Genomic DNA, 11,511 nt, shown 5'->3' with positions numbered 1-11,511 from the left:
CACAAATTATCTTATCAATTGCTGCCTGATCAATACGACTACAGCTGATATTATTAAAAACAGGAACAAAACTGCTGAGATGGACGCAGCAACTACTTTAAAATTATCGTGATTAGCCAGGCCTAAGCTTATGCTGTTTATATTGATGCTGAGCATTACCATAAACAATGGCACAAAAACAGCCACAAACGTGCGTTGTTGTTTTGTCATGATCTAAAATATTGATATCGCGATAAGAAACTAATACCAAGATTACCTTTTCTTCAAAAATTCGGTTTTAAGCACAATGCTCATGCCGTCAATTTTGCAGTCAACTTCTTTGTCATCATCCGTAAGGCGGATTTTTTTTACCAGCGTGCCTTGTTTAAGCGTTACGCCGCCGCCTTTAACTTTTAAACTTTTTATCAGCGTTACCGAGTCGCCATCGTTCAGGATGTTGCCGTTGCTGTCTTTTACGTTTGATTCTGCCATTGTGTATTCGTATTAAAGTAAAAAGCCCGATACAAATACCGGGCTTTTTGATGTTATTTAAATTTAAAAAGCTACAAGGAAAATTCCTGTCAATCCTGTAAAATCCTTAAATCGTGTTATTATTTGGTAACGTACATTACCTCTTTAACGGCTTTAACAACCCTTTCAGGGTTTGGCAGGTATTCCTGTATTAAGGTTGGTGCATAAGGCAATGGCACATCGCCACCCATAATACGCAGGATAGGTGCATCAAGGTAATCAAAAGCATCTTTTTGAACTTTAAAAGCTACCTCGGTAGCAATTGAACCTAAAGGCCAGCTTTCTTCAATAATTACCAAACGGTTTGTTTTTTTAACCGAGTTGATTACTGTTTCGTAGTCAATAGGGCGCACAGTACGTAAATCTATCACTTCGGCGTTGATGCCTTCTTTTGCCAACTCGGCAGCGGCTGCAATAACCACTTTCATGATCTTGCCGAAACCTACCAAAGTTACATCGGTACCTTCTGTTACCACTTTGGCTTTACCCAATGGGATATAGTATGTTTCTTCAGGAACTTCGCCTTTATCGCCATACATCAATTCCGACTCCATAAAAATAACCGGATCGGGATCCAATATTGCAGATTTTAATAGGCCTTTTGCATCGTAAGGGTTTGATGGAACAACAACCTTTAAACCCGGGCAGTTGGCATACCAGTTTTCGAAGCACTGTGAGTGCTGTGAGCTAAGCATACCTGCATTACCGGTTGGGCCGCGGAAAACGATTGGCACAGAAAACTGGCCACCGCTCATTGACATGATTTTGGCCGCACCGTTGATGATCTGATCGATAGCCACTAACGAAAAGTTAAAGGTCATGAATTCGATGATCGGGCGTAAGCCATTCATAGCCGAACCAATGCCGATACCGGCAAAGCCTAATTCAGAGATGGGCGTATCGATAACGCGTTTAGCACCAAATTCATCCAGCATACCCTGGCTTACTTTGTAAGCGCCATTGTATTCGGCAACCTCTTCACCCATCAGGTATATATTTCCGTCGTTGCGCATTTCTTCGACCATAGCCTCACGTAGCGCTTCTCTGAATTGTATTTCTCTCATTATATTGTATAAAATGATGTTTTTTGCGACCGCAAATATAATCACTAATGTGTGAAATGCAATTGCCGCCCACGCAGTTTACATTTTTAGTACAGATATTTTACAAATTGTACTTACATTGCCTGTATAAACCCTGTCGCAATGAAATTCCCATCCATAAAAACGCTCGCCGAAAGCTTTTTATCTACCTTAAAGCGCTACCCATTTGAATTTTTATTCGCGCTGATTGGCACCATTGCCGGCACCGTTGAAGTTGAACTGCGCCATTTGAACAGGGTACATGAAGGCTGGCTTATGCGCGGGGTGATGACGGCCAACCTGGGTTTGCTTCTTAGTCTTTCGGCAACATTATTTACCCAAAGCCGGGTAATGAGCCGGCCAACAAAACTGTTGGTAAAAATTATAACAGCCTTATTTGCCGCATCGCTTGTTTTTATAATAGATCCCACCTCCCGGGAGGCAGACTATATCCGTTTTTTCCTGCTATCGCTTTCGTTTCATTTGCTGGTTGCCTTTGCGGCATTTACGGATAAGGGGCAGGTTAATGGGTTTTGGCAATTTAATAAAACATTGTTTTTGCGTTTTTTAACCAGTGTATTGTATGGTCTAGTTTTGTTTTTAGGGATAGCTGCCGCCATCGCTGCTACTAACTTTTTATTCAACTTTAAGTTTGAGTGGGATACTTATGCCATACTTTGGGTTTGGATAGTGGGCTTGTTTACCACCACCTTTTTCCTGGCTGGCGTTCCTGCCGATACGCGAGCGCTTAACGACGATTTGAGCTACCCCAAAGCATTGAAAATATTTACCCAGTTTGTATTGATCCCGCTATCAACCATATATGTGCTTATTTTATTAGCATACGAGATTAAGATCATTACACTTTGGAGCCTGCCAAAAGGCCTGGTATCAAATCTTATTTTAAGCTATGCGGTGTTTGGAGTGCTGTCATTATTGCTGATATATCCCATTCGTGAACATGATGGCAATAAATGGATCAAAATTTATTCGCGCAGCTTTTATTTTTTATTGATCCCCCTATTGGGCCTCCTGTTTGTGGCGGTAGGCGCAAGGGTTTTCATGTATGGCATTACCGAATGGCGCTATTTTTTAATCGCGCTTGCCTGCTGGCTGTTGTTTATTTCCGTTTATTTTTTAGCATTTAAAAAGCAGAATATAAAGCTTATCCCGATCTCGTTATGTATAGTAACCATTTTATCTGTGTACGGCCCGCAAAGCGCTTTTACGGTTAGTATGTATTCGCAAAAGCGCATTATAATTAAGTTTTTTGAAAAGCACAATGCGTTGAAAAACGGCAAATTCATCGCGGTTGATAGTACAAAGGTGAGCGAAAAAGACGGCAGTAAAGCTGTGGCATCTTTAAATTATTTCATTTATAAATACGACATCACACCTTTGCAGCCGTATTTTAATAAGGATCTTACCGCACTGTCCGATTCGTTAGGTAGGTTGAAAAGCCGGGACTGGCGTACCACGGGCGATTATGGGCGGAGAGAGTTAAGGGAAAGTAAGTATGAGTGGGCCCGAATTTACCTTGGCCTGCATCATTTTGAAACCTGGTACAACGAGAATGATAACGTTATGACCTATTACTATACATTTAGCAAAAAAGAAAAAATAATGGTTGTAGATGGTTATGATATAACCCTCGCCGCCGATGAGTATGCTGATACCCTGACTAATAATTTTAACGGCATTCAAATTAAGCAAACACAACCGGTGAACGGGTCATTTACCTTAAAACTCAATAGCGAAACTTTTAATTTCAGACCTTTTGATGTTGCCCATAAATTTCTGGCAGATACAGCAACGCTCAATAAATATCACACCCCAACAGATTCTGAGTATTATAAAAACTACGATTTGCCTGCAAGCGAGACTTTACTTGTCAAAGAAACGGCTAAGTATAAAGTTGCCTTCCAGATCAATAGTATAAATTTTAATATTACAGGAAAAGAAAAGCCGACTGATATAAAAATATCAGGCATCTATTTAATTAAGATCAAATAGATGCTCAGTAACCTTTAATTCACGTGTATTACCACTGGCAGCCCTTGCATTTCCTTAACCGATTTGGCCATCCGTTTAATAAACAAGTAATTGGTTGTGCCGCCAATAACGGCGCCAACAACCGGCACCAACCTTTCGGCAGTGCGTACGCCCAGGTTGAGGATTATTTTTTCGGCTACGCTTTCCATCATGGTTTTGCTGAGGGCAATGCCGGTTTCTACTTTAAAAGATATAGCTACCAGTTTCATAAACTCATCGAACCCCATTTGATAGCTGCCCCTGTTATGGTACATAATAGCCATAGTAACCCTGAATTGCTGGGTTATCAGGTTAAGCACATCAACAGGCATACCTATCACCATGGTTAAAACACCGCCGCTCCCCGATATCGCGCCGCTGCCGGCAGCCATAATTGCGCACTGGTTTATAAATTTATCAAGGCCCAGTTTGTCAACACCCTTTTTTACGTTCAATTGGTCGATATGATCAAACACCTGTTTAAACCCATCGTGCGATAATTGTTCGGAATAGTGTTTTATATCGGTGCCTATTTGCTTTAATGATTTCATTTTAATTGATTTATGTAATAAAGGGCAAGCCCTTATATATTGATATGCTATTCCCGTGCCAGTTTATAAAGCCTGTAAAAATGGCGCGGATAGGTAGTTGTTTTGTAATTTAAGTTGCCCCGCAGGTTGTTAAACATATAAGTATCATGGTTGTTTAGTAAATTTGTGGTTCATAAAAATTTTAAGCCCAGTTGAAAAATAACATTCTTATTGTTGATGATGTACACCCCATATTTATGGAGCAGGCCGAAGCCAAGGGTTATACATGCGATTACAGGCCAACCGTAAAAACCGAGGAAGCTTTACAAATTATAGGCGATTACGCGGGCCTGGTTATCCGATCAAAATTCCAGGTAACCAAACAAGTTTTTGATTTGGCCACCAACCTGCAATTTATAGCCCGAGCCGGTGCCGGTATGGACAACATTGACGAGGCTTACGCCGCCGAAAAAGGCATTAAACTGATTAACGCGCCCGAAGGCAATTCCGATGCTGTTGGCGAACATGCCATAGGTTTATTGCTATCACTAATGAATAATTTTAACCGGGGTGATGCCGAGATCAGGAATGGCAAATGGGAGCGGGAAGGCAACCGCGGTTACGAACTGAAAGGGAAAACCGTAGGCATTATTGGCTACGGCCACATGGGGCATAGCTTTGCCCGTAAGCTATCGGGCTTCCAGGTTGATGTAATTGCCTATGATAAATACAAAACCGGCTTTAGCGACCGCTATGCGCGCGAAGTAAGCATGGAGCAAATAGTAAAACTAAGCGATGTACTAAGCATACACGTACCGCTTACATCAGAAACCAATGGGTTGATTGATGACGAATACCTGTTTCACTTTAAAAAACCGGTATTTTTTATTAATACCTCACGGGGCAAAACAGCAAAAGTGAGCAGCGTATTAAAAGCCATTAAAGAAGGTAAAATACTGGGAGCAGGGCTGGATGTGCTTGAAGTTGAAAAATTCCCTACCCTGGCCGAGCAGGCCTGGTACGATGAGTTGCGCCAAAGCGGCAAGGTTATCCTAAGCCCCCACGTTGCCGGCTGGACGTTTGATTCGTACCGGAAGATAAGTGAAGTGATGGCGGAGAAACTCCCGAATTTGAAAATTTGAGGATTTGAAAATTTGAAAATGATTAAATGAGGCCCCGCTTCAGAGCCGGAGATGTTGGTTAGAGTGGTTGATTAGGGTGAGTGGTTGATTAAGTTGACTAAGGCCCTATAAACGATGCAAAAACTTAATCAACCTAATCCAACTTAATCAACCACTCACCCCTCAAATAAATTTGCATATTAAAACTTAAATCACTTATCTTCGTTTAATACTAAACAAGACTATGTAGGCATGGCCCATATAGTCTTGTTTGTTTTTATAGTCGTTGCGTCCTTCTTAAAAAAGGGAGGGCGGTTTTTTTTGGACAACCAATAGGATAAATAATAATTAATTTACGTGTTATGGCAGAGGTATCATACTTTACCAAGGATGGTTTAGAAAAACTAAAAGAAGAGTTACAAAGGTTAAAAACAACCGGCCGGTCGGATATATCAAAACAAATTGCTGAAGCGCGCGATAAAGGTGACTTGTCTGAAAACGCCGAATACGACGCCGCTAAAGAAGCTCAGGGCTTGCATGAAGCTAAAATTTCGCAAATGCAGGAAGTGTTGGCCAACGCCCGCTTGCTGGACGAATCAAAACTGGATACATCAAAGGTATTGGCATTGTCAATAGTAAAAATAAAAAACCTTAAAAATGGTGCCACCATGAGCTACCAGCTGGTTGCCGAAAGCGAGGCCGATATGAAGGTTGGTAAAATTTCGGTAGCATCGCCCATTGCCAAAGGCCTTTTAGGCAAAAAAGTAGGCGAAAAAATTGAGATCACCGTACCGGCCGGTAAAATTGAATTTGAAATACTGGAAGTTAGTCGTTAGTTATTGGTTGATTAGGTTGATTGAGTTAGCCTTCCGTAAACTTAATCAACCTCTCACCTAATCAACTTAATCAACCTCAAAATGAACATCTTTTCAAAAATTATAGCAGGCGAGATTCCGGCGTACGTTGTTGCCGAGAGTAATGAATTTTTAGCTTTTTTAGATATCAATCCGCTGGCCGAAGGACATGTGCTGGTGATTCCGAAAAAAGAAGTTGATTACATTTTCGACTTGGATGACGAAACTTATACCGGCTTGCAAATATTTGCCAAAATTGTGGCTACGGCCATTAAAAAGACTATACCATGCAAAAAGGTAGGGGTGGCAGTTATCGGCCTCGAAGTGCCGCATGCACACATCCACCTTATCCCCATGAACAGGGTTGATGATCTTAATTTCTCGAGGCCCAAACTAAGTTTTAGCGCCGAAGAATTGAGTGTTACAAAAGATAAGATCAAAGCAGCGTTTTAAACACTCGCCTGCATTAGTTTGTAAAAAACATAACGGGGGTATTGCATAAAGCAATACCTTTTTTTATTTGCCCCCCCAAAGGCCAAACCCTTCCATGATTCACTTGGCTTTGGTTAATAAGGAAATATCAGCAATGGTATTGTAATATGCCCCGGCAGTGCTTCGGTCAAATAATCCCCAATGATTTCTTTAAAATGATAACGGTGGTTAACAAGCACCAGCACATCGTTATGCATTCCGTTAATTATCACATCAACGGCCTTACTAATATCTTTTTCCCTGATGTTGTTAAAGCCAACCGGGTAACTATGTATGTGGTTTACAACCTGTTCGGTAAACATTCGCTGACTATAACTTTCCTCAATATCCGGAATTCCTTTGGCCGACAAATGTGCTACAGATACGCTGGCCTGCATCGGTTCGGCCAGTTGAACAAGGTATTTTACAACGGCAGCGCGGCAATACCGTAAATCGGCCATATAAGTTATATGTTGTATGTTTTTTAATGCCCAGTTTTCGGGCACTATTAGCAGCGGACACTGCACTTTATTCAATACGCTTTGGAGGTTCAATAAAGGTTGTCGGGGTCCATCTTGCATCGTGGCTCCACTTCCGCTCACCATTAGCCAAATATTTTTTTTGATTATCATTGCGGCCAATTGCGTAGTATCAAAATCCACGATATCCTCAGCCGATATTTCGGGCTGGTAAGCCGCCGCGTCATGGCTAAGCTCATTTAGCAATCTTACTATGGGTTCCCTGGCAATCAACAACGATTGTTCAATATGATGCCCGGCCATCACTTTTGCCATTGCGTTAACCTTATAGGTGTTGGCGACTAAAATATTGGCTTGTACCGCCTGAGCAATAGCAAATGCCTGTTTTGATGCGTGAGCCGCAGAAACAGAGCCATCATTAATTACAATAATCGTTTTCATGGTGTCGGGTTTATAATTTTCTGTTGTAAAGTTCATAAATGCTTTTCACAGGAAACATGACGCCGGTCACTCTATAAATTGCTTGTGATCACCTACTAACTTGTCATCGGAGTTGTAATATCCATGGAGGGGAAAACAGTTCTGGTAAAATGCAGCAAGAAGATCATCAGGAGATCGCGTCGACAACACAGATCGGGCCCTGGTAAAACGGAATCATCGATTGTCAATTTTTTTCGAACCGGCCTGTTTTTTTATCAAGATTGATCTTGTAAATAATCAGCTCCACTTTTTCACCCACATCGCTGTCGTTTTCGGTTATCCCATGCGAAGGATGATTGGCCGGGTGGCTGGCCATGGGCATTATGCGATGTATAATTCCCTGCATCAGGCGAGCCTTTTCGTCCATATCGGTTACCTCTTCAAAACGCCCCCAGGCCACAACGCTTTTCCAGCTGAATATGCTTTGGATCTCATCTACTTCAAAACACACCTCCGGGTTCTGTCGCATCATTTCAATCTTTTTACCATTTGCCGAATGGCTGTAGATATATGGCGCACTGTAAACGTAATTTATCGGGACAATATAAGTAGTACCGTCGGCATGGCATGCTAAACGACCGGTAACCTGCTGTTTCAGCAAACTTTCAATCTGTATGTCTGTAAGTGCTCCCAACATGATCTTAAATTTTAAACGTTATGGAATGATTAACAACGTCAAAAGTAGGTGCCCGCCACAGGATAAAAAATGATTGTTTTATTGTTAAAAAGTGATGCATATCACTACCCAACGGCTAAGGGCGAGGTACTGGAGTAAATATAGGATCAAGCAGAATAATTGATTTTACTGATCCCCCCTTTTTCCATATCTGGTTCGCTTTGGAAGGGCTTTAAAACCAAAAGCCTTTAAATCATATGACTTAAAGGCTTCTGAACATTTTTAAATGTTTTTAGCGGAATGGACGGGACTCGAACCATTCGCGTAATGCATTATATTCCAAGCATATATGTCTTACAAATCCTTATAGTCACCGCGCAGGTCACGGGTTAACTTTGAGGTTTATTGAGTCGATTTAAAGAACTTTTGATAAATCAAATGTACGATTTTGACCCGAACTCACGGTCATAAAGTTTACCTTTATTTTATGATTTATAAACTTTATAGAAAAGCTACCGGCGAAGATGCCGGTCAGGTTTTAGCCATTATTTCAGAGGACGAAAGTAAAATTATTGACGACTTTGAAGTCTATCTGATTACCAATAGTTCCCCCGTTGAATTGAAAGCTTATAAAGGCAATGATATTAAAGTTTATGGTGAAGTGGATAAAACACACCAAAATGACCCCTTTTGGCCCACTCAAAAAGGCCCCCTTTGCCAGTTGAAAGTGACCACGTTCGCCAAAGCAAAGTGACCCCTCTTGCCAGACGAAAGTGACCCCTTAAAAGAGATTAAAGTAATGTACTGATAGGTTTCTTCGGACAAGGTTTTTGTTTAGCTTTTTAGATAAACAAAAACCAGCGAATACATGTCCAATAAACCGATCAAGATGAATAGATTACGACAGATCATCCGTTTGTACTGTCAGGGTACAGGGATCAAAACGATCCACGGAATGGTGGGTATCTCCCGAAACACCATTAAAAAGTATGTCCGTGTGTGGCACTCATTGGGCATGACGCACGAAGAGTTTGGCGCCAGAAGTGATAGTGAACTTGCTGTGTTGTTTACCACTCCGGAGGCCAAAGTCACCAGCAGCCCACGTATGCAGGTATTGGAGGCCCTGCTTCCAGAGATCAGCAAGCGGCTTAAAAAGAAGGGCGTAACCCGTGAGATGCTGCATGCTGAGTATATAGAAAAGCACCCGGATGGCTACGCCCGTTCACGGTTCAATAATACGGTTCATACCTATCTTCAGCTTTCCAAGCCTGTTATGCATATCGACCACAAAGCTGGGGATAAGATGTATATCGACTTTACAGGCAGTAAGCTGCAACTCACCACATCCCAGGATGATACAGCGCATGATGTGGAGGTGTTTGTTGCCATTCTGGGCTGTAGCCAGCTTACGTATGTGGAAGCTGTAGAAAGCCAGCGAAAAGAAGACCTGATCAAGGCATGTGAGAATGCGTTACACTATTTCGGTGGAGTTCCTGGTGCCATTGTTCCTGATAACCTGCGTTCCGCGGTAACCAGGGGGAGCAAATACGAAGCGATATTGAATGATGAGTTTGCATCCTTTGCAGAGCATTATGCTGTTACTGTTGTTCCTGCACGTGTTTACAAGCCGCGTGATAAGGCTTTAGTAGAAGGAGCGGTTAAGTTGATTTACCGCAGTATATATGCCCGGCTGGAAGGCCGTAAGTTCAGTGACCTTGAGTCGCTGAATTCCGCTATACGCCCTGCTTTGGAGATCCATAACAACAAGCCTTTCTCCGGGCGAACTTATTCCCGCAGGGAGCAGTTTGAGGAGATCGAACGGAATGCGCTGGGCCAGCTCAACCCGCTGCGCTACGAGGTCAATAAACAAGTTATGGTTACCGTGATGAAGAACGGCTACGTTCGTTTAGGAGAAGATATCCACTATTACAGTGTGCCTTACAACTACATCGGAAAGAAAGTGAAGGTCTTGTATACCTCCATTGCGGTCAAGATCTATTACCAATATACGCTGATCGCTTCTCACCGCCGTAACCGGATCAAATACCGTTATACCACAGATGAGAACCACCTGGCCTCACAGCATCGCTATACAACCGAATGGTCACCCGAAAAGTTCATCCAGGAAGCAGAAGCTATCCATGAAGATGTAACCCGGTATATCATCAAAGTACTGGAACATAAGGTTTATCCCGAGCAGGCTTATAAGTCATGTTCCGGTATCCTGAGTTTTGCGCGCCGTGTCGGTGCGGGAAGATTGGCCGATGCGTGCCGATGGGCCGACAGCCTTGGCCAGTACAACTACCCGGTTATCGAAGAGATCCTCAGGAAACGCCTGGACCAGTTACAGCACGACGACGAACCGGTGTCGATCCCCGCCCATAAGAATATCAGAGGAAAAGAATATTACCAGTAAACCCCATAAAACATAGAACAAATGAATAATGAAACATTAGACAAGATGCGTCAGCTTCGCCTTTACGGCATGTATGATGCCTTTAAAACCAATCTGGAGACTTCAGTGAAAGAATCGCTTACAGCCGATCAATTCATCGCCCTGCTGGTCGCCAGTGAATGGGACGACAGGCGTAACCGTTACGTAGAAAGGGCCATCAGGAGCGCAGGCTTCCGCTATAAAGCTTCGCTGGAACAGATCGACTACGCTATCGACCGTGGCCTGGAAAAGAACCAGGTCCACAGGCTTGCAGCCCTGGACTTTGTTAAGGAGCATAAGGACCTGTTCATTACCGGTTCCACCGGTACAGGTAAAAGCTACCTGGCAACGGCGCTTGGCTATCAGGCCTGTCAGAATGGATACAAGGTAATGTACGTCAATACCGCTAAGCTTATGGGCCAGCTGAAGCTGGCCAAAGCAAAGGGTACCATTCTGGCGGAACTGAAAAGAATAGAACGGGCCGATCTGCTGATATTGGATGACTTCGGGCTACAGCCTTTTGATGCACAGAGCAGGGCTTCTCTGCTGGACATAATAGAAGACCGGCACCAAAAGCGCTCTACGGTAGTCACTTCGCAGATACCAGTTAAGGAATGGTATGATATTATTGGTGAGAAAACCATCGCTGACGCGATACTTGACCGCATTGTTCACCACTCATTAAGGGTCGAATTGTATGGCGAATCACTAAGGAGAAGAAACTCTAAATCAGAAAATGTATTTTTGTAAAAATAATAGTTGTTAAACCGGACAAAAACATCCGCTCTCAGGAGCCTATCTGTACAACAACTTTACTCTCTTTCAAACCCTAACTCAGAGGGGTCACTTTAGATTGGCGAAGAGGGGTCAACATCAGTGGTATATCCATCAGTGGTATATCCA

13 protein-coding genes are annotated in these 11,511 nt (G+C 42.7%); 7 read left to right on the top strand and 6 right to left on the bottom strand.

Annotated elements, in window-relative coordinates; genetic code table 11:
* Nucleotides 1–6 precede the first annotated feature (6 nt).
* From AC1DV1_RS27910 to AC1DV1_RS27900, 3 genes are all read right to left on the bottom strand, one after another.
* Complete coding sequence (locus tag AC1DV1_RS27910; RefSeq protein WP_477366823.1) at nt 7–210, bottom strand: hypothetical protein; 204 nt, start codon at nt 208–210, stop codon at nt 7–9.
* A 42-nt stretch (nt 211–252) separates the two neighbouring features.
* Nucleotides 253–471 carry a zinc ribbon domain-containing protein YjdM gene (locus AC1DV1_RS27905; protein ID WP_184550193.1) on the bottom strand — a complete coding sequence of 73 codons (219 nt, stop codon included), beginning with the start codon at nt 469–471 and terminating at the stop codon, nt 253–255.
* 119 nt (nt 472–590) lie between these two features.
* The gene (locus AC1DV1_RS27900) at nt 591–1,577 is read right to left on the bottom strand and encodes a pyruvate dehydrogenase complex E1 component subunit beta (protein ID WP_477366888.1); all 987 of its coding nucleotides are present in this window, start codon (nt 1,575–1,577) and stop codon (nt 591–593) included.
* 138 nt (nt 1,578–1,715) lie between these two features.
* On the opposite strand from AC1DV1_RS27900, the gene AC1DV1_RS27895 reads away from it, so the two are divergent.
* Nucleotides 1,716–3,605 carry a DUF4153 domain-containing protein gene (locus AC1DV1_RS27895; protein ID WP_477366820.1) on the top strand — a complete coding sequence of 630 codons (1,890 nt, stop codon included), beginning with the start codon at nt 1,716–1,718 and terminating at the stop codon, nt 3,603–3,605.
* Between the two features lie 14 nt (nt 3,606–3,619).
* Here the strand turns inward: AC1DV1_RS27895 and AC1DV1_RS27890 are convergent, their stop codons facing one another.
* Complete coding sequence (locus AC1DV1_RS27890; RefSeq protein WP_477366817.1) at nt 3,620–4,174, bottom strand: hypothetical protein; 555 nt, start codon at nt 4,172–4,174, stop codon at nt 3,620–3,622.
* A 191-nt stretch (nt 4,175–4,365) separates the two neighbouring features.
* Between AC1DV1_RS27890 and AC1DV1_RS27885 the strand changes: the two genes are divergently transcribed.
* The 3 genes from AC1DV1_RS27885 to AC1DV1_RS27875 all read left to right on the top strand — a co-directional run bounded on the left by AC1DV1_RS27885 (nt 4,366) and on the right by AC1DV1_RS27875 (nt 6,581).
* Nucleotides 4,366–5,295 carry a 2-hydroxyacid dehydrogenase gene (locus AC1DV1_RS27885; protein ID WP_477366814.1) on the top strand — a complete coding sequence of 310 codons (930 nt, stop codon included), beginning with the start codon at nt 4,366–4,368 and terminating at the stop codon, nt 5,293–5,295.
* Nucleotides 5,296–5,636: 341 nt separating this feature from the next.
* On the top strand, nt 5,637–6,110 hold the full coding sequence (gene greA / locus AC1DV1_RS27880) for a transcription elongation factor GreA (protein WP_477366811.1): 474 nt from the start codon (nt 5,637–5,639) through the stop codon (nt 6,108–6,110).
* An 81-nt stretch (nt 6,111–6,191) separates the two neighbouring features.
* A complete protein-coding gene (locus tag AC1DV1_RS27875; protein WP_477366808.1) occupies nt 6,192–6,581 on the top strand; it encodes an HIT family protein in 390 nt (129 codons plus the stop codon).
* A gap of 113 nt (nt 6,582–6,694) precedes the next feature.
* On the opposite strand, the gene AC1DV1_RS27870 is transcribed toward AC1DV1_RS27875, so the two are convergent.
* Together AC1DV1_RS27870 and AC1DV1_RS27865 are read right to left on the bottom strand one after the other, a co-directional pair.
* Entirely contained in the window at nt 6,695–7,519 is an 825-nt protein-coding gene (locus AC1DV1_RS27870) for a hypothetical protein (protein ID WP_477366805.1), read from the bottom strand.
* Nucleotides 7,520–7,742: 223 nt separating this feature from the next.
* A complete protein-coding gene (locus AC1DV1_RS27865; protein WP_477366802.1) occupies nt 7,743–8,195 on the bottom strand; it encodes a pyridoxamine 5'-phosphate oxidase family protein in 453 nt (150 codons plus the stop codon).
* A 466-nt stretch (nt 8,196–8,661) separates the two neighbouring features.
* On the opposite strand from AC1DV1_RS27865, the gene AC1DV1_RS27860 reads away from it, so the two are divergent.
* The 3 genes from AC1DV1_RS27860 to istB all read left to right on the top strand — a co-directional run bounded on the left by AC1DV1_RS27860 (nt 8,662) and on the right by istB (nt 11,358).
* On the top strand, nt 8,662–8,928 hold the full coding sequence (locus AC1DV1_RS27860; protein WP_477366799.1) for a hypothetical protein: 267 nt from the start codon (nt 8,662–8,664) through the stop codon (nt 8,926–8,928).
* Nucleotides 8,929–9,042: 114 nt separating this feature from the next.
* Nucleotides 9,043–10,590: an IS21 family transposase gene (gene istA, locus AC1DV1_RS27855; protein WP_477366796.1), complete on the top strand. Its 1,548-nt coding sequence runs from the start codon at nt 9,043–9,045 to the stop codon at nt 10,588–10,590.
* 45 nt (nt 10,591–10,635) lie between these two features.
* A complete protein-coding gene (gene istB / locus AC1DV1_RS27850) occupies nt 10,636–11,358 on the top strand; it encodes an IS21-like element helper ATPase IstB (RefSeq protein ID WP_477366793.1) in 723 nt (240 codons plus the stop codon).
* The last annotated feature ends 153 nt before the right edge of the window (nt 11,359–11,511 follow it).

The sequence above is a fragment of the Mucilaginibacter sp. P4_D1 genome (genome assembly GCF_056401935.1).
This window is presented reverse-complemented; position numbering and strand designations above follow the sequence as displayed.